Below are 26,590 nucleotides of genomic sequence, written 5' to 3'. Positions count from 1 at the left end.
GCTGAATCCGCCCGGCCCAGACATTCCGCCTCACCCACTCCATCACCCGGATGCCCGGCCCCTACGGTCGCGTGCGTCGCCGGGTCGTTTCCGTCGACGCCGTTCGGTAAGTGATGCTGACGCTTGCGTTCCTTACCGCAGGCATGCCAGGATCGGCGGCGATGAGCCAGTCCACCGCCACCGCCACCGCGCTCGCCTCGCCGCGCCGGATCGCCGCGCTCGCCCTGCCCGCCCTGGTGGTACTCGCGGCCGAACCGCTCTACGTGCTGGTCGACACCGCCGTCGTGGGGCACCTGGGCCGGGTCCCGCTGGCCGCGCTCGCCGTCGGCGGCACGGTGTTGACGCTCACCGCCTGGCTCGGCACCGTGCTGGCGTACGGCATCACGGGGCGGGCGGCCCGCCGGTTCGGTGCCGGTGACCGGGCTGCGGCGCTGGCCGAGGGCGTCCAGGCGTCCTGGTTGGCGTTCGGGGTGGGCGTGCTGGTGGCCGTCGGCATGCAGGTCGGCGGTGACGCGCTGGCGCGTACCCTCGCCGGTGGTGGTGGCGAGGTGGCCGACACCGCCGGGCAGTGGCTGCGGATCGCGGCCCTCGGCGCGCCCGGCCTGCTGCTGGCCGCCGCCGGCAACGGCTGGTTGCGCGGCATCCAGGACACCCGCCGCCCGCTGCTGTTCGTGCTCGGGCCGAACCTGCTCTCCGCACTGCTCTGCCCCCTGCTGGTCTACCCCGCCGGGCTCGGGGTGACCGGCTCGGCGGTGGCCAACGCGATCGCCCAGACCGTCTCGGGTGCCCTCTTCGTCGGGGCGCTGCTGCGGGAGCGGGTGGGCGTGCGGCCCCGGCCGGCGCTGATCCGCCAGCAGTTGGTGCTCAGCCGGGACCTGCTGATCCGGGGGCTCGCCTTCCAGGCCAGCTTCCTGTCCGCCACCGCCGTCGCCGCCCGGTTCGGCGCCGCCGCCGTGGGGGCCCACCAGATCGCGCTGCAACTGTGGTTCTTCACCGCGCTGCTGCTCGACGCGTTGGCGATCGCCGCGCAGGCGTTGATCGGCGCGACACTGGGTGCCGGCGACGCCGCCGGTGCGCGCGCCCTGGCCCGCCGGTTCGCCCTGCTCGGCGGGGTGTGCGGGGTGGCCTTCGCGGTGCTGATCGCCGCCGGGGCCGGCGTCGTGCCGTCCCTGTTCAGCTCGGATCCCGAGGTACGCGGGCAGGCGATGGTGGCGTGGCCCTGGTTCGTGGCGATGCAACCGTTCGCCGGGGTGGTGTTCGCCCTCGACGGTGTGCTCATCGGTGCCGGCGACATCCGCTACCTGCGCAACCTGACCGTGGTCGCGGCGGTCGGCGGCTTCCTGCCGGCGATCTGGCTCTCCCACGCGTTCGACCTCGGTCTGGGCGGCATCTGGGCCGGCCTCACCCTGCTCGTGGTGATCCGGCTCGTCGGCGTGCTGCTGCGACTGCGGTCCGGCAGGTGGGCGGTGGTCGGCGCGGTGCGCTGACCGACGCGCGGCGACCGGTGACGGTTCTCCGGCCGGCCAGCTCCCGTCGTGGACGTCGCCCGTCGGGGCCGGTGCGGTCCGCCGGCGCGCGGTCCGGCCCCGACCAGCTCGGACAACCGCCGGCCGAGGGTACGACGGTGACGCATCCACTCGGGGAGTCCGACCCGGGCACGGTGCCCGGGTGGGGGCGGTGTGGTCATGCCGCTCCTGACGACCGACGAGGCGTCTGCGGGGTGGCACGGCATGGTGCCGTGCGGTGGCGGGCGGGATGGACCCGTCTGGCAGGCTTGGCGGTCGTGAACGGTGACGGTCTGATCGTGGTCGACAAGCCCGGCGGCATGACGTCGCACGACGTGGTGGCGCGCATCCGCCGGTTGGCCCGTACCCGCCGGGTCGGGCACGGCGGCACCCTCGACCCGATGGCGACGGGGGTGCTGGTGATCGGGGTCGGCCGGGCCACCCGGCTGCTGACGTACGTGATCGGGGCGGGCAAGAGCTACACCGCGACGGTCCGGCTCGGCCAGTCCACGGTCACCGACGACGCCGAGGGCGACGTGATCGGGACCACGCCGGCCGGTGCGCTGACCGACGCCGCGATCCGGGCCGCGTTCGTGCCGTTGACCGGCGAGATCGACCAGGTGCCCAGCGCGGTCAGCGCCATCAAGATCAATGGGGAGCGGGCGTACAAGCGGGTCCGGGACGGCGAGCAGGTCGAGCTGCCCGCCCGGCGGGTCACCGTCTCCCGGCTCGACGTGTCGGCGATCCGCCGGGACACCCCGGACGTGGTCGACGTGGACATCGACGTCGACTGCTCGTCGGGGACGTACATCCGGGCGCTGGCCCGGGACGCGGGCCTGGCGCTCGGCGTCGGCGGGCACCTCACCGCGCTGCGACGGACCGCTGTGGGCAGTTTCACCCTGGCCGAGTCGGCGACCCTCGCGGCGCTGGAGCAGCGCGCGCCCGAGGTTGTCACCCTGCCCCTCGACACGGCCGCCGACAGGTACTTCTCCCGTCGGCAGGCCAGCGCCGACGAAGCGAAGGTGCTCTCCCACGGCGGCCCGCTGGACCCGGTGGGCATCGCCGGACCGTACGCCGTCTTCGGACCGGACGGTGGCCTGATCGCTATCGTCAGCGAGCGGGACGGCCGGGCCCGCGCGGAGATCGTGCTCGCCCCGGCCTGACCGGGCCGCCGGCCGGCGCGGTGGGGACGGGGTGGGCAACGACGGCCGGGACGACCGGCGGCGGGTGGTACGGGTGTGAGCCGGTCAGCGGCGGAGTAGGAAAGGAGCGGCATGCAGCGGTGGCGGGGGTACGAGGCGACGCCCGGTGACTGGGGGCGGTCGGTCGTCACCATCGGCGTCTTCGACGGTGTGCACCGGGGGCACCAGGCGACCATCGGGCACGCCGTGGCGCGGGCCCGTGAGCTGGGCGTACGGTCGGTGGTGGTGACCTTCGACCCGCATCCGGCCGAGGTGGTCCGCCCCGGCGCGCACCCGGCCGTGCTCACCGAGCCCACCCGCAAGGCGGAGCTGATCGAGGCGCTCGGGGTCGACGTGCTGTGTGTGGTGCCGTTCACCGCCGAGCTGTCCCGGTTGCCGGCCGAGGCGTTCGTGCACGACATCCTGGTCGAGCACCTGCACGCGGCGCTGGTCGTGGTGGGGGACAACTTCCGGTTCGGGCACCGGGCCGCCGGGAACGTGGCGCTGCTCGAACAGCTCGGTGGGACCTTCGGCTTCGGGGTGGAGAACGCCCCGCTGGTCGCCGCCGACGGCACGGTCTTCTCCTCGACGTACGTCCGGGCCCGGATCGAGGCCGGGGACGTGGCGGCGGCGACCGTCGTGCTCGGCCGGCCGCACCGGCTGGAAGGGGTGGTGGTGCTGGGCGACCAGCGCGGCCGGGAGCTGGGTTTCCCCACCGCCAACCTGCGCTGCCCGCCGCACGCGGCGGTGCCCGCCGACGGGGTGTACGCCGGCTGGCTGGTGCGCGGGGGCATCGAGCGGCTGCCGGCGGCCATCTCGATCGGCACCAATCCGACGTTCGCCGGCCGGGAGCGCCGGGTCGAGGCGCACGTGCTGGACTTCGCGGGCGATCTGTACGGCGAGCAGGTTGCCCTCGACTTCGCCGCCCACCTGCGTGGCCAGATCCGGTACGACGCGATCGAACCGCTGCTGGTGCAGATGGCCGAGGACGTCGCGCGGACCCGGGTGGCGGTCGGCTGACCGGCCCGGCGGGCGGGGTCGGCAGGCCGCCGACGCCCGCCGCGCGGGCCTTGACCGGGCGGTTCCGCGACGGGCTGGTAGTGTGGCGGTGACGTCGGATGACCGACGCGGGGCCTCGCGTGCCTGCACGACGCCGCGGGTGCGAGGTTCGTCCGTCCCCGGTCCGTTCGGACCCGAACGACGGACACCAGTTGTCAACCCACCGAAACAGGGAGAACATGGCGCTCGACCAGGAAGCCAAGGCCAAGATCCGCTCGGAGTACGCGACCGCCGAGGGCGACACCGGTTCGCCGGAGGTCCAGGTCGCGGTCCTCACCAAGCGGATCGCGGAGCTGACCGAGCACCTGAAGGTGCACAAGCACGACCACCACAGCCGCCGTGGGCTGCTGCTGCTGGTCGGTCGGCGCCGTCGGCTGCTCAACTACGTCCAGAAGAAGGACATCAACCGCTACCGGTCGCTGATCGAGCGGCTCGGCCTGCGCCGATGACGTGACGGGGGAGCGGCCACCTGCCGCTCCCCCGTTCCGCGCACCACCAGAAGAAGAGGGCCGCGCGACCACCCGAGAGGGAGCCGGTCAGCGTACCGGTCTCCGGTAGTGGCCCCCGGGCATCCCGGCAACATGCCGGCCACCCGGGCGCTTCGATCGAAGACCGGCCGTCTGAGCAGCTCCGGTGTCGTGGGCCCACGACGCGAAGGAGTACCGCCGCACATGACCGAGACCAACCTCGGCACCGAATCCCGCACCGCCGTGATCGACAACGGGTCCTTCGGCACCCGTGAGATCACCTTCTCCACCGGCCGGCTGGCCCGCCAGGCCGCCGGCTCCGTCATCGCCCAGCTCGGCGAGACGGTCGTCCTCTCCGCCACCACCGCCGGCAAGCACCCGAAGGAGCAGTTCGACTTCTTCCCGCTGACCGTCGACGTCGAGGAGCGGATGTACGCCGCGGGCCGCATCCCCGGCTCGTTCTTCCGCCGCGAGGGCCGGCCCAGCGAGGACGCGATCCTCACCTGCCGGCTGATCGACCGGCCGCTGCGCCCGTCGTTCGTCAAGGGCCTGCGCAACGAGGTCCAGGTCGTCGAGACCGTCCTCGCGCTCGACCCGCAGCACCCGTACGACGTGGTCGCCATCAACGCGGCCTCGATGTCGACGAAGCTGTCCGGCCTGCCGTTCTCCGGCCCGATCGGGGCGACCCGGGTGGCCCACGTCGACGGTCAGTGGGTGGCCTTCCCGACCCTGGAGGAGCTGGCGCGGGCCACCTTCGACATGGTGGTGGCCGGCCGGGCCCTCGACGACGGCGACGTCGCGATCATGATGGTCGAGGCCGAGGCGACCCCGCACGCGGTGACCCTGATCGCGGCCGGCGCGACCGCCCCGACCGAGGAGATCGTCGCCAGCGGCCTGGAGGCCGCCAAGCCGGCCATCCGCGAGCTGTGCCGCGCGCAGAGCGAACTGGCCGAGGTGGCCGCGAAGCCGGTCACCGAGTTCCCGGTCTTCCTCGACTATCAGGACGACGTCTACCAGGCGGTGGCCGAGCTGGTCCGCGCCGAGGTGGCCGAGGCGCTCCAGATCGCCGGCAAGGCCGACCGCGAGGAGGCCCTGGACCGGGTCAAGGCCAGGGTCGCCGAGGAACTGACGGCCCGCTTCGAGGGCCGGGAGAAGGAACTCTCCGCCGCCTTCCGGTCGCTGACCAAGTCCGAGGTCCGCAACCGGGTGCTGCGCGAGCAGGTTCGCATCGACGGCCGGGGGCCGCGCGACATCCGGCCGCTGACCGCCGAGGTCGGCGTACTGCCCCGGGTGCACGGTTCCGCGCTGTTCGAGCGGGGCGAGACCCAGATCCTGGGCGTCACCACGCTGAACATGCTGCGCATGGAGCAGATGGTGGATACCCTCTCCCCGGAGAACCGCAAGCGTTACATGCACAACTACAACTTCCCGCCGTACTCGACCGGGGAGACCGGCCGGGTCGGCTCGCCGAAGCGGCGGGAGATCGGCCACGGCGCGCTGGCCGAGCGGGCGTTGCTGCCGGTGCTGCCGTCGCGCGAGGAGTTCCCGTACGCCATCCGGCAGGTCTCCGAGGCGCTCGGCTCCAACGGCTCGACCTCGATGGGGTCGGTCTGCGCCTCGACGCTGGCGCTGCTGTCGGCAGGTGTGCCGCTCAAGGCGCCGGTGGCCGGCATCGCGATGGGCCTGATCTCCGACGAGGTCGACGGCAAGACCCAGTACGTGACGCTGACCGACATCCTCGGTGCCGAGGACGCGTTCGGTGACATGGACTTCAAGGTCGCCGGTACGCCGGAGTTCGTCACCGCGCTCCAGCTCGACACCAAGCTCAACGGCATCCCGTCGGACGTGCTCGCCGCCGCGCTCCAGCAGGCGAACGAGGCCCGGCAGACGATCCTCGGGGTGATGCAGGCGGCGATCGAGGCCCCGGCCGAGATGTCGGACTACGCGCCCCGGGTCACCACCGTCAAGATCCCGGTGGACAAGATCGGCATGGTGATCGGCCCGAAGGGGCAGACCATCAACGCCATCCAGGACGAGACCGGTGCCGAGATCTCCATCGAGGACGACGGCACGATCTACGTCGGCGCGACCAACGGCCCGTCGGCGCAGGCCGCCGTGGACCGGATCAACGGGATCGCCAACCCGACCCTGCCCAAGGCCGGCGAGCGGTTCCTCGGCACGGTGGTCAAGACCGCCGCGTTCGGCGCGTTCATCTCGCTGCTGCCCGGCCGCGACGGCCTGCTGCACATCTCCAAGGTGGGCGACGGCAAGCGGGTCGAGCGGGTCGAGGACTTCCTCAACGTCGGCGACAAGGTCGAGGTGGAGATCGCGGACATCGACGCCCGCGGCAAGATCTACCTGGACAAGGTCCGGCCGGAGGGCGCCGAGGCGCCGGCCGCCGGAGAGGCCGCCGGTGGCGACCGACCGGCCGGCCGGGGCGGTGACCGGGGCCCGCGTGACCGCGGTGACCGGGGTGGCGACCGGGGCGGTCGTGCCCCGGAGCGCGGCGAGCGTGGCCCGGGTGGCGGCGAGGGTGGCGACGGCGGCGAGCGTCCGCGTCGGCGTACCCGGCACAGCTGAGCAGTGACCGGCCGGGTGACGACGTCGTCGTCACCCGGCCGGTGTGTTCCCTCCACCCCTCGTCGCACCGAGAGCAGGTCTGCGTGAGCCGTTCGCCGTTCCCCCCGGCTCGACGGCCGGTGGCGTCGCCCGGCGTCGTCCGGCACGCCACCGCCGGGCAGGCCGGCCGCGCCGGTGCGGCGTCCCGGGCGGTCACCCGCACGATCAGTGACGACCCGTTGGGCGGCACCGTGCGGCGGACCGTGCTGCCGAGCGGGCTGCGGGTGCTCACCGAGGCGATCCCGACGATGCGCAGCGTCTCGTTCGGCATCTGGGTCACCGTCGGCTCGCGGGACGAGACGGGCCCGCAGGCCGGTGCCGCGCACTTCCTGGAACACCTGCTGTTCAAGGGCACCCACAAGCGCACCGCACTGGAGATCTCCGCCGAGATCGAGGCGGTGGGTGGCGAGACCAACGCCTTCACCACCAAGGAATACACCTGCTACTACGCGCGGGTGCTCGACGAGGACCTGCCGCTGGCCATCGACGTGATGTGCGACGCGGTCGCCGACTCGCTGCTGGAACCGGCCGACGTGGAGACCGAACGCGGGGTCATCCTCGAAGAGATCGCCATGCACGACGACGAGCCCGGCGACGAGGTGCACGACCTGTTCGCCCGCGCCGTCTACGGTGACCACCCCCTCGGCCGGTTGATCTCCGGTACCGAGGAGACGGTCACCCCGATGACCCGCCGGCAGATCCAGAGCTTCTACCGTCGCCGCTACACCGCGCCGCAGATCGTGATCGCCGCCGCCGGCAACCTCGACCACGCCGCCGTGGTCCGGCTGGTCCGCCAGGCGCTGCGCGGCACCCCGCTGGACACCGACCCGGCCGCGCCGGGCACGCCCCGACGCAACACCCCGGCGGTACGCACGAAGCCGGCCGCCGTCCTGGTCGAGCCGAAGGAGACCGAGCAGGCGCACGTCATCCTCGGCTGCCCCGGCATCGACCGGGTCGACGAGCGGCGGTTCGCCCTCGGGGTGCTCAACAACGTCCTCGGCGGCGGCATGTCCAGCCGGCTGTTCCAGGAGATCCGCGAGCGGCGTGGCCTGGCCTACTCGGTCTACTCCTACGCCAGCCAGTACGCCGACAGCGGCCTGTTCGCCGTCTATGCCGGCTGCGCGCCGGGCAAGGTCGACGAGGTGCTCCAGCTGACCCGCGCCGAACTGGCCCGGGTGGCCGCCGACGGGCTCACCGAGGCGGAGGTGGCCCGGGGCAAGGGGATGAGCAAGGGCTCGTTCGTGCTGGGCCTGGAGGACACCGGGTCCCGGATGAGCCGGCTGGCCAAGGGCGAGCTGCTCTACGGCGACCTGATGCCGGTGGACGAGTTGCTGGCCCGGGTCGACGCGGTGACCGTGGCCGACGTGAACACCCTGGCCGCCGAGCTGCTGGGCCGGCCGATGTCGCTGGCGGTGGTCGGCCCGTTCGGCGAGCACGACTTCGCCGGCTGAGCCCGCCACCCACCACCCTCCGCCGGGCCGTCCGGGCGGCGGTCGACCCGTCGGTGTCCGGGGTGCGCGGCGACCCGCGATACGGGTCCGGAGCGCGTGCCGGGACCGGCCGGTGGGACGGTGGTGGTCCGGCGGTGGCCCGCGTCCCGATTGGGATAGGTTGTGCCGCGTGACTGACGAGCAGGAGAAGGTTCCGGGCGGGGCGGTCCGGGTCGGCGTGCTGGGGGCCCGGGGCCGGATGGGCGCCGAGGTGTGCCGGGCGGTCGACGGGGCCGACGACCTGGCGCTGGTGGCCGCCGTCGACCAGGGTGACGAGCTGTCCGCCGCCGCCTCCGCCGAGGTGGTCGTCGACTTCACCACCCCGGACGTGGTCATGGACAATCTGCGCTGGTGCATCGACCAGGGCGTGCACGCGGTGGTCGGCACCACCGGCTTCACCGGGCAGCGGCTGGAGCAGGTGCGCGGCTGGCTCGCCGCCCGGCCCGACGTCGGGGTGGTGATCGCCCCCAACTTCGGCATCGGCGCGGTGCTGATGATGCAGTTCGCCGCCCGCGCGGCCCGGCACTTCGAGTCCGTGGAGATCATCGAGCAGCACCACCCGCGCAAGCTCGACGCGCCGAGCGGCACCGCCACCCACACCGCCCGGCTGGTCGCGCAGGCCCGCGCCGAGGCCGGCCTCGGCCCCGCCCCCGACGCGACCAAGGACGAGGTGCCCGGCGCGCGGGGCGCCGACATCGACGGGGTACGCGTGCACGCGGTCCGCGCCACCGGCCTGCTCGCCCACCAGGAGGTGCTGTTCGGCACCCTCGGCGAGACGCTGACCATCCGGCACGACTCGTACGACCGGGTGTCGTTCATGCCCGGGGTGCTGCTGGCCGTGCGGGCGGTCCGGCAGCGGCCGGGCCTGACCGTCGGCCTGGACGCCCTGCTCGACTGAGCCCTGCCCGACTCGCCCCGCCCGGCCGAGGGGCCGGCGGTCGGTGTCGCGTCGACACCGGATGCGGCGGCGGCGAATTCGTTGGCGGTGCGCCGGACCGGCCCCTAGGCTGCCCCGGTGCTGGATTCCGGACATACCGATCGGCTCGGGCGGCGGGTCACCCTGCGTCCGGTGGACGACGACAACTGGCGGGCGGTGGCCGACCTGGCCCCCCGCGACGACCAGCGGGACTGGGTACCGGCGCTGGCGGCCCGCTACCTGGTGCTGACCGCGCGTTCCGAGGTCTGGACGTCGCTCGCGGTGCACGCCGACGAGACCGTGGCGGGCCACGTCATGTGGGGCGTGGACGACGACGGGTCGCGGTGGATCGGCGGGATGCTCATCGACGCCGCCGAGCAGGGCCGGGGGGTGGGCCGGGCCGCCGTACGCACCCTCGCCGACTGGCTGGCCGGGCCGGACGGCGGGCACCCCGTCCGGTTGTCGTACCACCCGGACAACACGGCCGCCGCCCGGCTCTACACCGCGCTGGGTTTCGTCCCCACCGGCGTGGTGGAGGACGACGAACTGGTCGCCGAACTGCGCCGCTGACCCGGCGGTGGGATCACTCCTGCTCGATCACCGACAGGATGTTGCCGGCCGGGTCGGTGAACCAGGCGATCGTCGGCCCGTTGTCGCGCATGATCCCCCGGTCGTCCTGCGGCAACCCCGGGTAGCGCGCGAACCGCACCCCGCGTGCGGTCAGCTCGTCGACCGCCCGGTCGACGTCGGCCACCGGGAAGTTGAGCACGGTGAACGTCGCCGGCACGTGGTCGGCCTTGGGATAGACCACCACGTCCCGGTCGCCGGCCAGGTGCAGCATCAGCAGCCCACCGGGGCCACCGAGCTGCGACACCCGCAGGTTGAGGGTGCCGGCGTAGAACTCCCGGGCCCGGTCGGTGTCGTCGGCCGAGAACCCGCTGAACGCCTTCGTCTCCCGGAACATGCCCGTCTCCCTCACCGTCGGTGGCGTACCGCCGCCTCCGGTCTACCAGGACGGGCCGACAGAACCGGCCGGATCAGGGCGTGTCGTCGTCCGGCTCGGTGGGCACCGCGACGTGCAGCCGTACCTGGGGGACGAGCATGTCGTCGACGTCCAGCGCGCGGGCCGCGCCGTCCGGCTCCCAGCCGGTGCTGGTGAGGAACCTACGGGTCGCCTCGTCGCCGTCGAACGCCCAGGCGACCGCATGGGTGAACCCGTCGCCGCGCCAGGCGTCCACGGCGGCGGCGAGCAGCCGGCTGCCGTGCCCGCGCCGGCCCCAGCGCGGCTCGACCAGCAGGTCGGTCACCGCGACCACCTCGGCCCCCAGCGCGGTGGCCGGCTCGCCCGGGGCGAGCGCTTCGGCGTCCGCCGGCCCGGAAGCCGCGAACCCCACCAGATAGGATTGCTCGGCCTGTTCCACGGCGACGAGCACCCGGTGTGCGGCCGAGGGCGGCTCCTGCACCGCCGCGCTCCACCGCCGGGCGAGCCACGCCTCGTCCAGGTTGTCGAGCACGTGCCGGGGCAGCAGCCGACGGTACGCGACCCGCCAGGTCGCGAGCTGCACACGGGCGATCTCGGCGGCGTCCTCGGGACGCGCCGGGCGGACGTACCCCAGAGCCATGGCACGAAAGCCTAGGCCACAGCGAGGGAGACGACGGTGGCGCAGGGGGCCAGGCGCACGACCGGGCAGGTCGTCGCGGTGGTGGTGCTCGCCGTCGCGGTGGCCGCCTTCCTGTCCGTGGCGGCCGTCCGGCACGGCTTCTTCGACCTGAAGGTCTACTACGGCGCGCTGACCTTCTGGGTGCACGACCACGGCGAGATCTACGACTACCTCAAGCCCGGCACCCAGTACGGCTTCACCTACCCGCCGTTCGCCGCCCTGGTGATGCTGCCGATGGCGTACCTGCCGTGGCCGGTCGCGATCACCGTCAGCGTGGCCGCCACGGTGGTGGTCAGCGCGGTGCTGGTCTGGTGGCTGCTCGACCCGGTCGCCCGGCGGGCCGGCTGGACGCGGTGGTTCGTCCTGGCGGTGGCGCTCTGCCTGGCCGCCGCGTTCGAGCCGATGCGGGAGACGGTCAACTTCGGCCAGGTCAACATGCTGCTGCTCTTCCTGGTGGCGGTGGACCTGCTGCGGCTGCTGCCGGCCGGTAACAGATGGGCCGGGGTGGGCATCGGGCTGGCCACCGCGATCAAGCTGACCCCTGGCGTGTTCATCGTCTACCTGCTGGTCACCAGGCGGTTCCGGGCCGCCGGCACCACCGTCGCCGCCGCCGCGGCGGCCACCCTGCTCGCCGCGGCCCTCTTTCCCGACGCCGCCCGGGAGTTCTGGACGTCGGCGCTGTGGAACACCGACCGGGTGGGCGAGTTGGCGTTCGTGTCCAACCAGTCGCTGCGCGGGGTGGTGGCCCGGCTGAACCCGGAACATCCGAGCACCCTGGCCTGGCTGGCGCTGGTGCTGGTCACCCTGGCGGTCTGGGGCTGGCGCTGCCGGGCCGCCGTGGCCGTCGGCGACGAGGCCACCGGACTGGCCCTGACCGGCGCGCTGATGTGCCTGGTCAGCCCGGTCACCTGGGTACACCACCTGGTCTGGTTGATCCCGGCGCTGATCCTGCTGGTCGACAACGCGGTCGCCGCGCCCGCCGGCAGCCTGCGGCGGCGGGCGCTGCTGGCCCTCGCGGTGGTCTCCTACGTGCTGCTGTGCAGCCGGATCGTCTGGGCGTGGGAGAAGGACTTCACCGGGGTCGGCGGCTTCCTGGGCAGCAACACCTACGTCTGGATCAGCCTGGCCCTGCTGGTGCTGCTGCCGATCCGCACCTGGGCGGCACCGGTCGGTGGCGGGCCCGGCGACCCGGTCGGACCGGTCGACCCCGCCGTCGGGCGGCGGCCGGCCGGCTCAGCCGGGCAACCGGCCGGTGTAGCGCAGTTCGTCGAGGTGGACCGGGGGGCCGCCACCGGCCAGCGGCACCTGGTAACGGGACCGCTCACCGTCGACTGACAGCCCGGCCCGCTCGTAGAACCGGCGGGCGCGGGCGTTGTCGGCGAGCACCCAGAGCCGGTACTCCCGCCAGCCGCGTGCCGCCAGCCCGTCGCGGGCGGCGGCGAACAGGGCCTGCGCGGTGCCGTCGCCCCAGTGGGCCGGCTCGACGTACATCGCCAGCACCTCGCCGTACGCCGGGTCGAGATCGCCCCGGTCCTGGTTGTTGCGGTACGGCCCGAAGGTGGTGAACCCGGCAGGCAGCCCGTCGATCTCGGCGAGCAGGGTGGTGAACGGGTGCTCCGGGTCGGCCGTGCCCACGTCCCGTCGGCGTTGCGCCCAGGCCACCGGGTTGAGTCGGGCCAGCACCTCGGCCGGCATGATGCCGGCGTACCCGGCCTGCCAGCCGTGGATGTGCACCCGGGCGATCGCCTCGGCGTCGTCGGGCTCCTCGCGGCGGATGGTGAGCATGCGTCCGTTCTATGCCCCGACGGGCGGTCGGTCCAGTGTCCGCTCCGGTGTCGTACCACTGGTCTAGGGTCGTCGCGATGGCCGCACCGGAATCGCTCTCGCTCGCCCAGGCCCGGCGGATGACGCTCGCCGCCCAGGGCTTCGCCGACCCGCCGCCCGCCGGCACGCCCACCCGCCGCCACCTGCGCCGGGTGCTCGACCGGGTCGGGCTGATCCAGATGGATTCGGTGAACGTGCTGCAACGCGCGCACTACCTGCCGCTCTACAGCCGGCTCGGCCCCTACCCGACCGGCCTGCTCGACACCGCCGCCTACCGCCGCCCGCGTGAGCTGTTCGAATACTGGGGGCACGAGGCGTCCCTGGTGCCGGTGGGGCTGCACGCCGCGCTGCGCTGGCGGATGGCCAAGGCCCGCGACGACGCCTGGGGCGGGATGCGCCGGATTGCCGCCGAGCAGCCCGAACTGGTCGCCTGGGTGCGCGACGAGGTGGCCGCCGCCGGGCCGCTGACCGCCGCCGAGATCGAACACGACGCGCCCCGGGAGACCGGCAACTGGGGCTGGAACTGGTCAGCGGTGAAGCGGGCACTGGAGTTCCTGTTCTGGGCCGGCGAGGTCACGGCCGCCGACCGGACGCCCTCCTTCGCCCGCCGCTACGACCTGCCCGAACGGGTGCTGCCGGCGGCCGCGCTCGACGCCCCCACGCCGACCGACGCGCAGGCGTACCGCACCCTGGTCGCGGTGGCCGCCCGGTCGCTGGGGGTGGCCGCCGAGCCGGAGCTGCGGGATTATTTCCGGCTCCCGCTGGCCGGTGCCCGGCAGGCGGTCGCCGACCTGGTCGAGGCCGGTGAGCTGGTGCCGGTGACGGTGCAGGGGTGGCGGCAGCCGGCCTGGCGGCACGTCGACGCCCGGCTGCCCCGGTGGGTGCGGGGCAACACCCTGGTCAGCCCGTTCGACCCGCTGGTCTGGGAGCGGGCCCGCACCGAGCGGCTGTTCGGCTTCGGCTACCGGATCGAGATCTACGTGCCGGCCGCGCAACGGGTGCACGGCTACTACGTGCTGCCGTTCCTGCAGGGGGAGCGGTTCACCGCCCGGGTCGACCTCAAGGCCGACCGCAGGGCCGGGGTGCTGCTGGTGCCGGCGGCCTGGCAGGAGCCCGGCGTCGACCCGGGGGAGACCGCCGTCGCGCTCGCCGCCGAACTGCACCGGCTCGCCGGCTGGCTCGGCCTGGACGCGGTCGCCCCACCGGCGGCCGGTGACCTGGCCGCCCCGCTGACCGCCGCGTTGCGCAGCCTCACCGGTGTACCGTGAGGCCGTGACGAGCGTTGACGGGCCGACCGGGCCGACCCGGTCGGGGCAGGGCACCGATCCGACGTCGACCGGTGCCGCACCGGCCGGCACCACCCACACGCTGAGCGACCCGCCCCCCGTCGGCACGCCGACCGGTCCGTACCCCGTCGGCACGCCGACCGACCCGTACCTCCACCCGGGCGCGGGCGTCGACGGGCTGCCGCCCGGGTCCTGGTCGGCGGGGCCGCCGGTGGTGTGGCAGCCACCCGAGCCGGACCGGCTGACCCGGTTCGTGCTCCGGCTGCACGCCCGTTCGCCGCGCTGGGCGGCGCCGCTGGCCGCGCTCGGCTGCGTCGCCGCGGGCATGGGCTACGCGCTGGTCAGTGACCCGACCACCAGCGACCCGGACGCCGCGCCGAGCTGCCTGCTCAAGCTGACCACCGGGCTGGACTGTCCGGGCTGCGGGGGCACCCGCGCGCTGTGGTACCTGCTGCACGCCGACCTGCCGGCCGCCGCCCGCCACCACGCCGTGTTCGTCTTCGCGGTGCCCTTCCTGGCGTACCTCTTCGTCGCCTGGGCGGGCCGGCAGGCGTTCGGGTGGCGGCTGCCCGAGCTGCGGCTCAGCTCCCCGGTGATCGGCGGGTTCCTCGCGGTCTGGATGGCGTTCTCGGTGCTGCGCAACCTGCCCTGGGCGCCGTTCACCGCGCTCTACGTCTGACCGGCTGCGGCCCGGCCGGAATCGGGTGGGAGACGTTGGCCACCCGCCGCCGGCCCGGGGCGGAACTGTCCATGATCTCGCTGGTCAGCGCGGTGGCCCGAGTTTCCCCGCAGCCCACCGGGCCACTACAGTCGCAGGAATGCCGGAGATGGTGCAGCCCCAGGTGCAGCTGATCGCGTGGACCCAGTTCCAGGCCCCCGACGACGTGCCGTGGTCGACCGACGCCGAGGGCGGCCAGGCGCTCGCCGAGTTCGCCGGCCGGGCCTGCTACCAGAGCTGGAAGAAGCCGAACCCGGCGACCGCCACCAACGCCGGCTACCTGGCGCACATCCTGGAGGTCGGGCACCTGTCGGTGCTGGAACACGGCAGCGTGACGTTCTACTTCACCGGGGTGTCCCGCTCGTTCACCCACGAGCTGATCCGGCACCGGCACTTCTCCTACTCCCAGCTCTCCCAGCGCTACGTCCCGGAGCGGGACGCGGCGATGGTCGAGCCGGCGGTGATCGCCGACGACCCGGAGCTGCACAAGCGGTTCGTCGAGGCCGCCGAGGCGAGCGTGCGGGCGTACACCGAGCTGTTGGAGGGGTTGGAGCAGCGGTTCGCCGACGAGCCCAACCCGACGCTGCGCCGCAAGCAGGCCCGGCAGGCGGCGCGGGCGGTGCTGCCCAACGCCACCGAGACCCGGATCGTGGTCACCGGCAACTACCGCGCCTGGCGGCACTTCATCGGGATGCGGGCCACCGAGCACGCCGACGTGGAGATCCGTGAGCTGGCCGTGGAGTGTCTGCGGCAGCTCCAGCGGGTGGCCCCGAACGTCTTCGCCGACTTCGTCGTCTCGACGCTGCCCGACGGCACCGAGGTGGCGACCAGCCCGCACGCACAGCTGTCCTGAGCCCTTCCCCACCGGCTGTCCGGTGCTCGTCCGCTAGGTTGTGAGCATGACGCACGACCACCCTGCCGCCCCCGACCGGGGCGTGTCGCGCCCGTTCGGGCGACTGCTCACCGCGATGGCGACCCCGTTCACCGCCGACGGCTCCCTTGATCTCGACGGCGCCGTCCGGCTGGCGACCCACCTGGTCGACGAGCAGGGCAACGACGCGCTGGTGCTCAACGGCACCACCGGCGAGTCGCCCACCACCTCGGACGCGGAGAAGGAGACGCTGATCCGGGCGGTGGTCGAGGCGATCGGTGACCGGGCGCAGATCGTGGCCGGTGTCGGCACCAACGACACCCGGCACACCATCGAGCTGGCCGCCGCGGCCGAGAAGGCCGGCGCGCACGGCCTGCTGGTGGTGACCCCCTACTACAGCAGGCCGCCGCAGCGGGGGCTGGTGGCGCACTTCACCGCCGTCGCCGACGGCACCGGCCTGCCGATCATGATGTACGACATCCCGCACCGCGCCGGGGTGCCGATCGAGACCGAGACGCTGGTGCGGCTCGCCGCACACGAGCGGATCGTCGCGGTCAAGGACGCCAAGGGCGACCTGACCGCCACCGGCTGGGTGACCAGCCGTACCGACCTCGCCTTCTACAGCGGCGAGGACTCGCTCACCCTGCCCACCCTGGCGGTCGGCGGGGTCGGGCTGGTCGGCACGTCGACCCACTTCACCGGCGCGCTCGCCAAGCAGATGATCGAGGCGTACGACGCGGGTGACACCGGCACGGCGCTGGCCCTGCACCGGCGGCTGCTGCCGCTGTTCACCGGGATCTTCCGCAGCCCGGGCACCATCCTGGTGAAGGCGGGCCTGAACGTGCTGGGCCTGCCCGCCGGTCCGGTGCGTCCGCCGCTGGTGGACGCCACCGACGACGAACTGGCCCTGCTGCGCGCGGACTGCGCGGCGGCGGGCCTGGACCTGCCCGAATGATCGAACGACACGACGGACGCCGGGTTACGGCGTCGCAGAATGAGGTGGACGCGTGACCGAGGCGCAATTCGAGGGTGAACTGCCCCCGCCGCTGCCCGAGGGCGGGCTGCGGATCATCCCGCTCGGCGGACTCGGTGCCATCGGCCGGAACATGACAGTCTTCGAGTACGACGGCAAGCTGCTGATCGTCGACTGCGGGGTGCTCTTCCCCGACGTCGAGCAGCCCGGGGTGGATCTGATCCTGCCCGACTTCGGGCCGATCCTGGACCGGCTGGCCGACGTGCAGGCGATCGTGCTGACCCACGGTCACGAGGACCACATCGGCGCGGTGCCGTACCTGCTCGCCCACAAGCCGGACATCCCCCTGGTCGGCTCCCAGTTCACCCTCGCCCTGGTCGAGGCGAAGCTGGCCGAGCGGCGGATCCAGCCCTACACGCTGACCGTCCGCGAGGGCGGCCGGGAGCGGCTGGGGCCGTTCGAGTGCGAGTTCTTCGCGGTCAACCACTCGATCCCGGACGCCCTGGCGGTGGCCGTGCGTACCCCCGCCGGCCTGGTGCTGCACACCGGTGACTTCAAGATGGACCAACTGCCGCTGGACGGCCGGATCACCGACCTGGCCGGCTTCGCCCGGCTCGGCGCGGAGGGTGTCGACCTGCTCCTGTCGGACTCCACCAACGCCGAGATCCCCGGTTTCGTCACCCCGGAGCGGGAGATCGGGCCGGTGCTCGACTCGATCTTCGCGAAGGCGAAGGGGCGGATCATCGTCGCCTCGTTCGCCTCGCACGTGCACCGGGTGCAGCAGGTCTTCGACTCGGCGCTGGAGCACGGCCGCAAGGTGGCGCTGATCGGCCGGTCGATGGTCCGCAACATGGGCATCGCCCGCGATCTGGGCCTGCTCAACATCCCGGCCGGTCTGGTGATCGGGATCGAGGAGGCCACCACGCTGCCGCCCGACCAGATCGTGCTGATGTCCACCGGGTCGCAGGGCGAGCCGATGAGCGCCCTGGGCCGGATGGCCAGCGGCGACCACCGGCACATCACCATCGCCCCCGGCGACACGGTCGTGCTCGCCTCGTCGCTGGTCCCCGGCAACGAGACCTCGGTCTACCGGGTGATCAACCGGCTGGCCCGGGCCGGCGCGGTGGTGGTGCACAAGGACGTCGCCAAGGTGCACGTCTCCGGGCACGCCCCCGCCGGTGAACTGCTCTACCTGCTCAACGTGGTGCGCCCGAGCAACCTGATGCCGGTACACGGCGAGTGGCGGCACCTGCGGGCGCACGCCCGCCTCGGCATCGAGTCCGGGGTCGCCCCGGACCGGGTGGTGATCTGCGAGGACGGCGACGTCGTCGACCTGGTCGAGGGCCGGGCCAGCGTGGTCGGGCACGTGAAGAGCCGGTACGTCTACGTCGACGGCCTGGCCGTGGGCGACGTCAGCGAGTCGCTGCTCACCGAGCGGCGGATCCTCGGTGACGGCGGTTTCATCGCCACCACCGTCGTCGTCGACTCGGTCACCGGCAAGGTGGTCGCCGGCCCGACCCTGTCGGCGAAGGGCTTCTCCGAGGACCCGGCCGCGTTCAATCCGGTGATCCCGCTGGTCACCGAGGCGCTGAACCGGGCCGCCGCGGACGGCGTCACCGACCCGCACCAGCTCCAGCAGATCGTCAGGCGCACCGTGGGGCGCTGGGTCAACGACGCGTACCGCCGCCGCCCGATGATCGTCCCGACCGTCGTCGAGGTCTGAGCGGCTTCCCCACCCGGACGCTGCGGGCCGGCCACCGTCGTCACGACGGTGGCCGGCCCGTTGTCCGGTCGGTTCAGCCGTGGCGCAGGGTGGCCACGATCAGGTTGGGGTCGGTCGCCGTGACGTAGGCGGCGCTGGCCACCAGGACCGTGCGCCCGCGTACGGCCACCGAGGTGGGGTTCTGGAGCCCGTCGGCACCGGTCAACAGGGTCCGGGTCCGCCCGTCGTGGTCGATGCCGACCACCGTGTTGGGCCCGTTGAGGGCGGCGACGACCCGGCCGTCGGCGGTGAACGCGAAGTCGTCGATGCCGACCAGTCCGGTCGCCCTGACCTCGACGGCTCCCGGGCGGCCCTGCCGCAGCGGAATCCGCAGCAGGGTGCCCTGGTCCAGGTTGGTCACCCAGACCGCGCCGCCGCGCACCTTGACCCCGTTGACGCCGAGGAAGCCCGTCGCGGCGAGGGCGGACGCCGACGACCAGATCCGGGCCGGGCCGCCGGCCAACGGCACCGTGGAGATGGTGCCGAGCACCGAGTCGGTCAGGTAGAACGTCCGGCCCGTCGGGTCGAGCGCCAGCCCGTTGGGCAGCCCGGTGGCGGGCAACGCGGCGATCCGTCGGGGCGGCTGACCGGGCGTCAACCGGTAGAGGCCGGTGCTGGCGGCGTCGCCGCTGGCGTACAGGAAGTACAGGGTGCCGTCGCCGGTCCGGACGATCCCGGTGGTCAGGGCGAAGCCGAGCACCGGGGTGTGCACGCCGCCGTCGGCGGGGGCGGGCAGGGTGGCCAGCACCCGGGTCCGGCCCGCCGGGTCGACGGCGACGACCTGCCGGGCCGCCGCGAAGGTGAGGTAGGCGGTGCCGTCCGGGGCCCACACGATGTTCTCCGGCAGCTGTCCCGTCGTCGGGTCGAAGTGGACCGCGATCCGGGCCGGCAGGGTCGACGGGCCGGTGGCGGCCGGGACGGTTCCCGACGGGCCGGCGACTGCCGGTGTCATCTGCGTCGCCGGTGCGGCCAGGACGCCGACTGCCGCGACGGCCACCGCGAGGGTACGGATTCTTCTGCGCATGGTTCGTCCTTCGTGGGTGTGCGGACCCGGGAGTGGGTCCGGTTTCGGGCACGGACGGCCGGACGCCCCGTGCGGAGCGCCGTCGTCGCGTGGTGTCGGGCAGCGCCGACCCCCGCCGGACCACACGGTCCGGTGGCGGGCCCGGCGCGGCCGGGTGGGACGGCGGCACACCCTGTCGACGCCGCCGGGATCGGGAGTGGAGGGTCAGCCGGGCAGCGGCTGCCGGGCGGTGGCGCGGCCGGTGACCGTGGTGTGCACCAGCAGGGTCATCGCCGCCTGCGACGGGGAACCCGGTGCGGTGGTGGCGACGACGACCGTCTGGTCGTCCTCGGTGCGCAGGTTCTGCTGGGTGACGGTCAGCGTGCCGACCAGCGGGTGCCGCATCGCGTACGTGGCGGTGCCGCCGGCCTTGACCCGGTGGTCGGCCCACCGGGCGGCGAACTCGGCGCTGCCCACCGCCAGTTCGCCCACCAGCGCGGCCAGCAGCGGATCCGTCGGGTGCTGCCCGGAGGCCATCCGCAGGGTCGCCACCACGGCCCGCGCCTTGGCCGGCCAGTCGACGTACAGGTCACGGGTGTGCGCGTCCAGGAAGACCAGCCGGGCCATGTTGGGTCGCCGGTCCGGCCGGTTCACCATGTCGGGTTCCAGGTGCCCGGCGAACAGGGCGTGCCCGGCGGTGTTCCAGGCCAGCACGTCGAGCCGCCGGCCGAGCACCAGCACGGGCACGTCCCCCAACGCGGCGACCAGGTCGTGCACCGCGGCGTCGACCCGTTCCGGCGGGGGCCGGCGGACGGCCGGGCGACGGGGGGCGGCGGCCAGCCCGGACAGGTGGCGGCGTTCCGCGGCGTCGAGCCGCAGCGCCCGGCTGAGCGCGTCCAGCACCTCGGGTGAGGCGTTCGTGGCCTGCCCCTGCTCCAGCCGCGCGTAGTAGGAGGCGCTCACCCCGGCGAGCAGGGCCAGTTCCTCCCGGCGCAGCCCCGGCACCCGCCGTCGGCCGCCGTAGGTGGGCACCCCGGCCTCCTGGGGGCTGAGCCGGGAGCGTCGGGAGCGGAGGAACTCGCCGAGTTGTCGTCGCGCCTGCATGGCTCCCAGTATCGGCAGCGGCCACCCGGCCAACCACACCCTGCGGGGGACAGGCAGCGCGGGAATGCGTGACCCGACGGTCACCGTACGTCGATAACTGTGGATCGGCTCATCCGTTCGCGGGCCGGCTGCGTACCTCCGTCCGGTGGGCGTACCCCGCGTCGGCCGAAAGGAGCATGGCGGATGGACCGCAGACGGATGACAGCGATCGGCGTCGTGCTGGCGGCAGCGGGACTGACGGCGGCGGTGACCCTGCCGTCGTTCGCCGGTGACCAGGGCGCGCCCCGCGCCGGGGGCACCGACGCCCGCGCGGCCGGTGGGCCGGCCCCCGAGGTGGTGGACGCGCTCAGCCGTGACCTGCGGATCAGCCGGGACCAGGCGGTCCGGCGGTTGACCGCGGAGCAGCAGGCGACGGCCCGGTTGGCCGGGCTGCGGGCGGCCCTCGGCAGCGACTACGGCGGGGCCTGGCTCAGCGGCGACGGGTCCACCCTCAACGTGGCGGTCGCCGACCCCACCCAGGCCGACCGGGTCCGGGCCGCCGGTGCGGTGCCGAAGCCGGTCGACCGGGCCGTCAGCGAGCTGGACGCGGCGAAGACCCGGCTCGACGCGGTGGGCGGGCAGGCGTCCGCGGCCATCACCGGCTGGTACGTCGACGTCGCCAGCAACTCCGTGGTGGTGCTCGCCCAGCCGGGTGCCGAGGCGCGGGCCCGCCGGTGGGCGGCGGGCAGCGGGGCCCCGGCGGACGCGGTGCGGGTCACCACCTCCCGGGAGCAGCCGCGACCGCTGTTCGACCTGGTCGGCGGTGACCCGTTCTTCATCAACGACGTCGGGCGCTGTTCGATCGGCTTCTCCGTGGTGGGCGGGTTCGTCACCGCCGGACACTGTGGCCGGGTCGGCGACCGCACCACCGGGTTCAATCAGGCCCGGCAGGGGGTGTTCGCGGCGTCGTCGTTCCCGCGTGACGACTGGGCGTTCGTGCGCACCAACGGCCAGTGGACCCCGCAGGGGGTGGTCAGCGACTTCAACGGCGGTACGGTGCCGGTCAACGGCTCCGTCGAGGTGCCGCCCGGCGCGTCGATCTGCCGTTCCGGCTCCACCACCGGCGCCCGGTGCGGCGTCGTCCAGGCCCGCAACGCCACCGTCAACTATCCGGAGGGGACGGTGACCGGCCTGACCCGGACCGACGTCTGCGCCGAACCGGGCGACTCCGGTGGCTCGTGGATCGCCGGTGACCAGGCGCAGGGCGTCACCTCCGGCGGCTCCGGTGACTGCACCGTCGGCGGCGTCACGTTCTTCCAGCCGGTCAACGAGATCCTCCAGCGCAACAACCTGACCCTGGTCACCGCGAACGGCGGCCAGCAGGCGACGCGACGCGGCAGGTAACCGCCCCGCGCCCCGGTACCGCGGCCCCCGACCTCCACCGCCCGGAGGTCGGGGGCCGCTCCCGTGTCCGTCGGCCGGTGGCGGTCAGGGCGGCGGTCAGGGCAGGGCGGCGACCGCGGCGGCGTACGCGACGCCGGTGCTCACCGCCGCGTCGACCAGGATGCCGAGCTGCGCCGGGGCCACCCCGTGCGCCAGGTCGGTGGTGACGTCGCCGGCCAGCACCAGCTCACCGCCGGGCAGCTCGTGCACGTACGCCTTCGGCAGCAGCCGGTCGTGGTTCCACGCGTTGCAGAACTCGTACGCCTCGGCGAGCCGACCCGCCGCCAGCCGCCGGGCCGCCACCACCCGGGCGTGCAGGATCTCCCCGTCCCGGCCCAGCAGGCGGAACTGCACGACCGCCTCGTCCCAGCGGCCGACCACCACACCACCGGCGTCGACGGCGTACACGTCGCCCCGGGTGTCCAGCACGGCGGTGAGCTGCGAAAGGCTCAGCGGGGCCGGCTCCTCGGCCGAGGGCAGGAACGGTTCGTCGGCCGGGTCCTCGATGCTCTCCGGCGTCGGCAGGGGCACCGGGTCGCCGGTCGGCCGTTCGGCCAGCAAGGCGGCGATCCGTCCGGCGTGGTGCCCGGTGCCGTTGCGGGCGTCGAAGCTGCCCGCCAGCCGGGTCGCCTCGGCCAGCAGGTCGACGCCGAGGGTCGCCACGTCCAGGTCGGCGGCGGGCCGGTCGGCGTGGCCGGGGCGGCGGATCCGGCGGGCGTCGAGGCCGGACTCGGCGGCGAGCGTGCAGACCAGCGCCCCGGCGGCGGCGAACTCCAGCGCCGACAGGTCGTCGTAGGGGTGGTCCAGCCGGGGCAGCTGCTCGGCGAGGAGGTCCAGCGCCCGGTCCGGGTGCCCGGCCAGCACGCAGAACCGCAACTGCGCGGCCAGGTACGGCAGCGCCGCGCGTTCCCGCCGGTGCCGCCGGTACGCCCGCAGGTGCGCCGTCGCGGCCCGACCGGCCGCCCCGGTGCGCAGCCACGGCAGCAGCCCCACCGCGAGGGCCCGTTCCGGCTGGTCGGTGCAGTCGACCCCGGTGTCGAGCGCGGGACGCAGCGCCGCCAACGCGGCCCGGTCGTCGCCCCAGCCGGCGAGCAGTTCGGCGCGGCGTACGGCCAGGCAGGCGGGGCAGCCGGCCTCCGGGTCCGGCGCGGCGGCCGTCCACCTGTCGTACCACAGGCGGGCGGTGGGCTCGTCGCCGGTGTGGTCGGCGAGCCGGCAGCGCAGCTGGGCGACCACGCCGGCCTCCGCGCCGACCCGGTGGGCCAGCGCGTCGAGCAGGGCGTTGGCCTGGTCCAGCCCGATCCGGGGGGTGCCGATGGCGGCCTCCACCGCCTGGCGCAGGTGCCGGCGCAGCAGTTCCGCGTCACCGGGGCGGGCGTCGAGCAGGTCGGGGGACCGGTCCACGGCGGCCAGCAGGCGGCGTACCGGCTCGATGATCCGCCACCGGCCACCGTGTCGCAGGTACGCCGCCACCAGCGCGAACCGGGCGTCCAGGGCGGAGTGCGGGTCGCCGAGCGCGTCGGCGCGGGCGGCGATCCGGTCGAGTTCGGCCAGCCGGGCCTCCCCGTCGGGCAGGTCCCCGGCGTCGGCGAACGCGGCGGCCAGGCCCGGGTCGCGCGGCGCGGGCGGCCCGTCCGCCCCGGGAGTGAACCCGCCGGTCATCCGGGCGTCCGGCCGGGTAGCTGGCCGACGGCGGCGGCGAGCTGGCAGCCGGCGGTGATGCCGCAGTCGAGCAACCGGTCGAGCTGGTGCGGGGTGACCCCGCGTTCCAGGTCGGTGATCACCTCACCGCAGACCTGGGCCCGGCCGTCGTCGTCGACGTGCACGAACGCCTTCGGCCAGAACCGCTCGTGGTTCCACCCGTTGCAGAAGGCGTAGAGCGCCGGGACGTGTTCGATGTCGAAGGTCGCCGCCGTCAGGGTGCGGACCTGGAGCAGCTCGCCCTGGCCGCCCTGGCGCAGGAACCAGATCAGGCTGTCGTCCCAGCGGCCCACCAGGTCCCCGTCCCCGTCGGCGACCACGACGTACCCCCGGGTGCCCAGCACGGCGGCGACCAGCTCGGTGGTCAGCGGACGCAGGGCCTGCGGGTCACCCGCCAGGGGGTCGGGACGGTCCGCGAAAGCAGGCGACGCCATCGGGCATCCCTTCTGAGGCGAATAACACGTCTGCGGGCGTGGTCCGTGCTGCGACGCGCGGACACGACCCGGAAAAGCGGCGGTCTGCCGGGTCACGCCGTTACGGTGACTCTATGGCGGGCCGTACCTCTCAGGCGAGCCGGCGACGCGGCGCGTCGCCGCGCGGCACCACGAACAGTCGTGCCCGTCAGCCGGCGAAGAAGACCACCCGGGCGACGGCCCGGCGGCGACCGGCCCCCCGGCCCGCTCCGGCGGCGTACGTGGGCCGGGCCGTCGGGGCACTGTGGATGGGCCTGGCGCACGGGGTCGGCTGGGGCTTCCGGGCCGCCGGCCGGCAGGCCGCCTCCGCCCGGGAGCTGGACCCGGAACACCGCCGCGACGGTGCCGGCCTGCTGCTGTTCGGGCTGGCCATCCTGAGCGCGGTGGCGATCTGGTTCTCCGGCGCCGGCCCGTTCGGCGCGCGGCTGGCCGACACCGTACGCCTGTTCCTGGGCGCGATCGCGGTGGTGGTGCCGGTGCTGCTGATGATCGGCGCGTGGCGGCTGATGCGGACCCCGGTGGACCTGGAGCACCGGGGCCGGGGCCTGGTCGGCTGGGGCTCCATGCTGGTCGCCACGGCGGCGATGCTGCACATCGGACAGAATCCCGTCGACCCGGTGCAGCGTGACTACGCCGGTGGCCTCGTCGGCGCCGGCATCGGTAACCTGCTGGAGCGGGCGGTGACCGCCTGGGTGGCGATGCCGCTGCTGATCCTGCTGCTCGTCTTCGGCCTGCTGGTGGTGACCGCCACCCCGATCAACAAGATCCCGGAACGGCTCGGGCTGCTCGCCGGCACGCTGGTCGCCCCGCCCGAGGCCCCGGCGGAGGAGGACGCGGAGCCGACGGAGGCCGTCGCGAAGCCGGCCCGTAAACGCCCGGCCCGCAAGGCTGCGCCCCCGCCGCCCGACCCGGACGACTTCGACGACGTCGGCCCAGAGGTCGACCTCCAGGAGACGATCGTGCTGCCCCGCCGGCCGGCGAGCCGGGTGCCGGCCAGCCGCAAGCCGGTGGAGCCGCCTGAGCACTCCGCCCCGCCCACCCGCGCCGAGCAGCTCGCGCTGACCGGGCTGGCCGGCGACTACGTGCTGCCGCCGGCCAACATGCTCACCGGTGGCGCTGCCCCGAAGACCCGCAGCAAGGCCAACGACGAGGTGATCGCCGCACTGACCGGCGTCTTCGACCAGTTCGGGGTGGACGCCGAGGTCACCGGCTTCACCCGGGGCCCCACCGTCACCCGGTACGAGGTCGAGCTGGGGCATGGGGTCAAGGTCGAGCGGATCACCCAGCTCTCCCGCAACATCGCGTACGCGGTGAAGTCGCCCGACGTACGCATCCTCAGCCCCATCCCGGGCAAGAGCGCGGTCGGGGTGGAGATCCCCAACACCGACCCGGAGAACGTCGCCCTCGGTGACGTGCTGCGCTCCCGGGCCGCCACCAGCGACCACCATCCGATGGTGGTGGCCCTCGGCAAGGACATCGAGGGCGGTTTCGTGGTGGCCAACCTCGCGAAGATGCCGCACATCCTGATCGCCGGTGCCACCGGCGCGGGCAAGTCGAGCTGCCTCAACACCCTGCTGGTGTCCATCCTGACCCGGGCCACGCCGGACGAGGTGCGGCTGCTGCTGATCGACCCCAAGCGGGTCGAGATGACCGGCTACGAGGGCATCCCGCACCTGGTCACCCCGATCGTGACCAACGCCAAGAAGGCGGCCGACTCGCTGGAGTGGGTCGTGCGCGAGATGGACATGCGCTACGACGACCTCGCCGCCAACGGGGTCCGGCACATCGACGACTTCAACCGCAAGGTGCGCAACGGCGAGATCAAGGCCCCACCGGGCAGCGAGCGGGAGATGCGGCCGTACCCGTACCTGCTGGTGATCGTGGACGAGCTGGCCGACCTGATGATGGTCGCCCCGCGCGACGTGGAGGACTCGGTCGTCCGGATCACCCAGCTCGCCCGCGCCGCCGGCATCCACCTGGTGCTGGCCACCCAGCGGCCGAGCGTCGACGTGGTCACCGGCCTGATCAAGGCGAACGTGCCGTCCCGGCTGGCGTTCGCCACCTCGTCGCTCGCCGACTCCCGGGTCATCCTCGACCAGCCGGGCGCGGAGAAGCTGCTCGGCCGGGGCGACGGGCTGTTCCTGCCGATGGGCGCGTCGAAGCCGGTCCGCATCCAGGGCGCCTGGGTGACCGAGCGCGAGATCGCCGACGTGGTGAAGTTCTGCAAGGACCAGCGCGAGCCGGAATTCCGCTCCGACGTGCTGGCCCCGGCGCAGGACAGCAAGAAGAAGATCGACGAGGACATCGGCGACGACCTGGACCTGCTGGTGCAGGCGGTGGAGTTGGTGGTGACCTCACAGTTCGGTTCCACCTCGATGCTCCAGCGCAAGCTGCGGGTCGGCTTCGCCAAGGCGGGCCGGCTGATGGACCTGATGGAGACCAGGGGTGTGGTCGGCCCGTCCGAGGGTTCCAAGGCCCGCGACGTGCTGGTCAAGCCGGACGAGCTGGAAGAGGTGCTGGTCGGCCTGCGCGGCGACGTGGACTGACCCGGGACG

The 26,590-nt window shown here is 73.9% G+C and carries 23 protein-coding genes; 16 read left to right on the top strand and 7 right to left on the bottom strand.

Features of this window, described 5'->3' with window-relative positions; all coding sequences use genetic code 11:
• The first annotated feature begins 161 nt into the window (after nucleotides 1-161).
• The 8 genes from ACN267_RS16745 to ACN267_RS16710 all read left to right on the top strand — a co-directional run bounded on the left by ACN267_RS16745 (nucleotide 162) and on the right by ACN267_RS16710 (nucleotide 9,807).
• On the top strand, nucleotides 162-1,487 hold the full coding sequence (locus tag ACN267_RS16745) for an MATE family efflux transporter (RefSeq protein ID WP_281899723.1): 1,326 nt from the start codon (nucleotides 162-164) through the stop codon (nucleotides 1,485-1,487).
• Nucleotides 1,488-1,783: 296 nt separating this feature from the next.
• Nucleotides 1,784-2,668: a tRNA pseudouridine(55) synthase TruB gene (truB, locus tag ACN267_RS16740; protein ID WP_204956935.1), complete on the top strand. Its 885-nt coding sequence runs from the start codon at nucleotides 1,784-1,786 to the stop codon at nucleotides 2,666-2,668.
• Nucleotides 2,669-2,779: 111 nt separating this feature from the next.
• On the top strand, nucleotides 2,780-3,706 hold the full coding sequence (locus ACN267_RS16735; protein WP_204956936.1) for a bifunctional riboflavin kinase/FAD synthetase: 927 nt from the start codon (nucleotides 2,780-2,782) through the stop codon (nucleotides 3,704-3,706).
• Nucleotides 3,707-3,924: 218 nt separating this feature from the next.
• The gene (rpsO, locus tag ACN267_RS16730; RefSeq protein WP_067302624.1) at nucleotides 3,925-4,194 is read left to right on the top strand and encodes a 30S ribosomal protein S15; all 270 of its coding nucleotides are present in this window, start codon (nucleotides 3,925-3,927) and stop codon (nucleotides 4,192-4,194) included.
• 222 nt (nucleotides 4,195-4,416) lie between these two features.
• Nucleotides 4,417-6,792, top strand: a complete 2,376-nt coding sequence (locus tag ACN267_RS16725) for a polyribonucleotide nucleotidyltransferase (protein ID WP_204956937.1) — start codon at nucleotides 4,417-4,419, stop codon at nucleotides 6,790-6,792.
• A gap of 119 nt (nucleotides 6,793-6,911) precedes the next feature.
• On the top strand, nucleotides 6,912-8,282 hold the full coding sequence (locus tag ACN267_RS16720) for a M16 family metallopeptidase (protein ID WP_204957319.1): 1,371 nt from the start codon (nucleotides 6,912-6,914) through the stop codon (nucleotides 8,280-8,282).
• Nucleotides 8,283-8,451: 169 nt separating this feature from the next.
• Complete coding sequence (dapB, locus tag ACN267_RS16715) at nucleotides 8,452-9,219, top strand: 4-hydroxy-tetrahydrodipicolinate reductase (protein WP_204956938.1); 768 nt, start codon at nucleotides 8,452-8,454, stop codon at nucleotides 9,217-9,219.
• Between the two features lie 117 nt (nucleotides 9,220-9,336).
• Nucleotides 9,337-9,807: a GNAT family N-acetyltransferase gene (locus ACN267_RS16710; protein WP_421489090.1), complete on the top strand. Its 471-nt coding sequence runs from the start codon at nucleotides 9,337-9,339 to the stop codon at nucleotides 9,805-9,807.
• Between the two features lie 13 nt (nucleotides 9,808-9,820).
• Here ACN267_RS16710 and ACN267_RS16705 read toward each other — a convergent pair whose 3' ends face one another.
• Both ACN267_RS16705 and ACN267_RS16700 read right to left on the bottom strand, forming a co-directional pair.
• Nucleotides 9,821-10,201: a VOC family protein gene (locus ACN267_RS16705; protein WP_421489089.1), complete on the bottom strand. Its 381-nt coding sequence runs from the start codon at nucleotides 10,199-10,201 to the stop codon at nucleotides 9,821-9,823.
• A 73-nt stretch (nucleotides 10,202-10,274) separates the two neighbouring features.
• Nucleotides 10,275-10,859: a GNAT family N-acetyltransferase gene (locus tag ACN267_RS16700; RefSeq protein WP_421489088.1), complete on the bottom strand. Its 585-nt coding sequence runs from the start codon at nucleotides 10,857-10,859 to the stop codon at nucleotides 10,275-10,277.
• Between the two features lie 36 nt (nucleotides 10,860-10,895).
• Between ACN267_RS16700 and ACN267_RS16695 the strand changes: the two genes are divergently transcribed.
• Nucleotides 10,896-12,233 carry a glycosyltransferase 87 family protein gene (locus tag ACN267_RS16695; protein ID WP_421489087.1) on the top strand — a complete coding sequence of 446 codons (1,338 nt, stop codon included), beginning with the start codon at nucleotides 10,896-10,898 and terminating at the stop codon, nucleotides 12,231-12,233.
• Here ACN267_RS16695 and ACN267_RS16690 read toward each other — a convergent pair.
• Complete coding sequence (locus ACN267_RS16690; protein ID WP_204956942.1) at nucleotides 12,132-12,683, bottom strand: GNAT family N-acetyltransferase; 552 nt, start codon at nucleotides 12,681-12,683, stop codon at nucleotides 12,132-12,134. The two genes, ACN267_RS16695 and ACN267_RS16690, sit on opposite strands and share 102 nt — an antisense overlap.
• 77 nt (nucleotides 12,684-12,760) lie before the next feature.
• On the opposite strand from ACN267_RS16690, the gene ACN267_RS16685 reads away from it, so the two are divergent.
• The 5 genes from ACN267_RS16685 to ACN267_RS16665 all read left to right on the top strand — a co-directional run bounded on the left by ACN267_RS16685 (nucleotide 12,761) and on the right by ACN267_RS16665 (nucleotide 18,293).
• The gene (locus ACN267_RS16685) at nucleotides 12,761-13,990 is read left to right on the top strand and encodes a winged helix-turn-helix domain-containing protein (RefSeq protein ID WP_421489086.1); all 1,230 of its coding nucleotides are present in this window, start codon (nucleotides 12,761-12,763) and stop codon (nucleotides 13,988-13,990) included.
• 4 nt (nucleotides 13,991-13,994) lie between these two features.
• Entirely contained in the window at nucleotides 13,995-14,687 is a 693-nt protein-coding gene (locus ACN267_RS16680; protein WP_421489085.1) for a DUF2752 domain-containing protein, read from the top strand.
• A 148-nt stretch (nucleotides 14,688-14,835) separates the two neighbouring features.
• Nucleotides 14,836-15,579, top strand: a complete 744-nt coding sequence (thyX, locus tag ACN267_RS16675; RefSeq protein ID WP_204957321.1) for an FAD-dependent thymidylate synthase — start codon at nucleotides 14,836-14,838, stop codon at nucleotides 15,577-15,579.
• Between the two features lie 46 nt (nucleotides 15,580-15,625).
• Nucleotides 15,626-16,552, top strand: coding sequence for a 4-hydroxy-tetrahydrodipicolinate synthase (gene dapA / locus ACN267_RS16670; protein WP_204956944.1), 927 nt, complete (start codon nucleotides 15,626-15,628; stop codon nucleotides 16,550-16,552).
• A 52-nt stretch (nucleotides 16,553-16,604) separates the two neighbouring features.
• Nucleotides 16,605-18,293, top strand: coding sequence for a ribonuclease J (locus tag ACN267_RS16665; protein WP_357685152.1), 1,689 nt, complete (start codon nucleotides 16,605-16,607; stop codon nucleotides 18,291-18,293).
• A 73-nt stretch (nucleotides 18,294-18,366) separates the two neighbouring features.
• On the opposite strand, the gene ACN267_RS16660 is transcribed toward ACN267_RS16665, so the two are convergent.
• Both ACN267_RS16660 and ACN267_RS16655 read right to left on the bottom strand, forming a co-directional pair.
• Nucleotides 18,367-19,356 (bottom strand): SMP-30/gluconolactonase/LRE family protein, encoded by a 990-nt coding sequence (locus tag ACN267_RS16660; protein ID WP_421489084.1) that lies wholly within the window; start codon nucleotides 19,354-19,356, stop codon nucleotides 18,367-18,369.
• A 204-nt stretch (nucleotides 19,357-19,560) separates the two neighbouring features.
• Complete coding sequence (locus ACN267_RS16655) at nucleotides 19,561-20,439, bottom strand: helix-turn-helix domain-containing protein (protein WP_421489083.1); 879 nt, start codon at nucleotides 20,437-20,439, stop codon at nucleotides 19,561-19,563.
• A 183-nt stretch (nucleotides 20,440-20,622) separates the two neighbouring features.
• Between ACN267_RS16655 and ACN267_RS16650 the strand changes: the two genes are divergently transcribed.
• Complete coding sequence (locus ACN267_RS16650) at nucleotides 20,623-21,822, top strand: S1 family peptidase (RefSeq protein ID WP_421489082.1); 1,200 nt, start codon at nucleotides 20,623-20,625, stop codon at nucleotides 21,820-21,822.
• Nucleotides 21,823-21,918: 96 nt separating this feature from the next.
• On the opposite strand, the gene ACN267_RS16645 is transcribed toward ACN267_RS16650, so the two are convergent.
• Together ACN267_RS16645 and ACN267_RS16640 are read right to left on the bottom strand one after the other, a co-directional pair.
• Nucleotides 21,919-23,523, bottom strand: coding sequence for a YbjN domain-containing protein (locus ACN267_RS16645; RefSeq protein ID WP_421489081.1), 1,605 nt, complete (start codon nucleotides 23,521-23,523; stop codon nucleotides 21,919-21,921).
• Nucleotides 23,520-23,996, bottom strand: coding sequence for a YbjN domain-containing protein (locus ACN267_RS16640; protein WP_204956949.1), 477 nt, complete (start codon nucleotides 23,994-23,996; stop codon nucleotides 23,520-23,522). Before ACN267_RS16640 ends, ACN267_RS16645 begins: the two co-directional genes overlap by 4 nt.
• A gap of 113 nt (nucleotides 23,997-24,109) precedes the next feature.
• Here ACN267_RS16640 and ACN267_RS16635 point away from each other — a divergent pair, with 113 nt between their 5' ends.
• Nucleotides 24,110-26,581, top strand: coding sequence for a DNA translocase FtsK 4TM domain-containing protein (locus ACN267_RS16635; protein ID WP_421489080.1), 2,472 nt, complete (start codon nucleotides 24,110-24,112; stop codon nucleotides 26,579-26,581).
• Nucleotides 26,582-26,590: the final 9 nt, after the last annotated feature.

The sequence above is a fragment of the Micromonospora sp. WMMD734 genome (assembly GCF_049178975.1).
GTDB lineage: Bacteria > Actinomycetota > Actinomycetes > Mycobacteriales > Micromonosporaceae > Micromonospora > Micromonospora wenchangensis.
The sequence above is the reverse complement of the archived record's forward strand: the minus strand, read 5'-3'. Positions and strand labels throughout refer to the sequence as shown.

Excerpts from the sequence above, each read along its gene's own strand:
- ACN267_RS16745 (WP_281899723.1), top strand. The coding sequence starts at position 162 with ATGAGCCAGTCCACCGCCACCGCCACCGCGCTCGCCTCGCCGCGCCGG.
- ACN267_RS16735 (WP_204956936.1), top strand. The coding sequence starts at position 2,780 with ATGCAGCGGTGGCGGGGGTACGAGGCGACGCCCGGTGACTGGGGGCGG.
- rpsO (WP_067302624.1), top strand. The coding sequence starts at position 3,925 with ATGGCGCTCGACCAGGAAGCCAAGGCCAAGATCCGCTCGGAGTACGCG.
- ACN267_RS16725 (WP_204956937.1), top strand. The coding sequence starts at position 4,417 with ATGACCGAGACCAACCTCGGCACCGAATCCCGCACCGCCGTGATCGAC.
- ACN267_RS16705 (WP_421489089.1), bottom strand. The coding sequence starts at position 10,201 with ATGTTCCGGGAGACGAAGGCGTTCAGCGGGTTCTCGGCCGACGACACC.
- ACN267_RS16700 (WP_421489088.1), bottom strand. The coding sequence starts at position 10,859 with ATGGCTCTGGGGTACGTCCGCCCGGCGCGTCCCGAGGACGCCGCCGAG.
- ACN267_RS16690 (WP_204956942.1), bottom strand. The coding sequence starts at position 12,683 with ATGCTCACCATCCGCCGCGAGGAGCCCGACGACGCCGAGGCGATCGCC.
- ACN267_RS16685 (WP_421489086.1), top strand. The coding sequence starts at position 12,761 with ATGGCCGCACCGGAATCGCTCTCGCTCGCCCAGGCCCGGCGGATGACG.
- thyX (WP_204957321.1), top strand. The coding sequence starts at position 14,836 with ATGGTGCAGCCCCAGGTGCAGCTGATCGCGTGGACCCAGTTCCAGGCC.
- dapA (WP_204956944.1), top strand. The coding sequence starts at position 15,626 with ATGACGCACGACCACCCTGCCGCCCCCGACCGGGGCGTGTCGCGCCCG.
- ACN267_RS16660 (WP_421489084.1), bottom strand. The coding sequence starts at position 19,356 with ATGCGCAGAAGAATCCGTACCCTCGCGGTGGCCGTCGCGGCAGTCGGC.
- ACN267_RS16655 (WP_421489083.1), bottom strand. The coding sequence starts at position 20,439 with ATGCAGGCGCGACGACAACTCGGCGAGTTCCTCCGCTCCCGACGCTCC.
- ACN267_RS16650 (WP_421489082.1), top strand. The coding sequence starts at position 20,623 with ATGGACCGCAGACGGATGACAGCGATCGGCGTCGTGCTGGCGGCAGCG.
- ACN267_RS16645 (WP_421489081.1), bottom strand. The coding sequence starts at position 23,523 with ATGACCGGCGGGTTCACTCCCGGGGCGGACGGGCCGCCCGCGCCGCGC.
- ACN267_RS16640 (WP_204956949.1), bottom strand. The coding sequence starts at position 23,996 with ATGGCGTCGCCTGCTTTCGCGGACCGTCCCGACCCCCTGGCGGGTGAC.
- ACN267_RS16635 (WP_421489080.1), top strand. The coding sequence starts at position 24,110 with ATGGCGGGCCGTACCTCTCAGGCGAGCCGGCGACGCGGCGCGTCGCCG.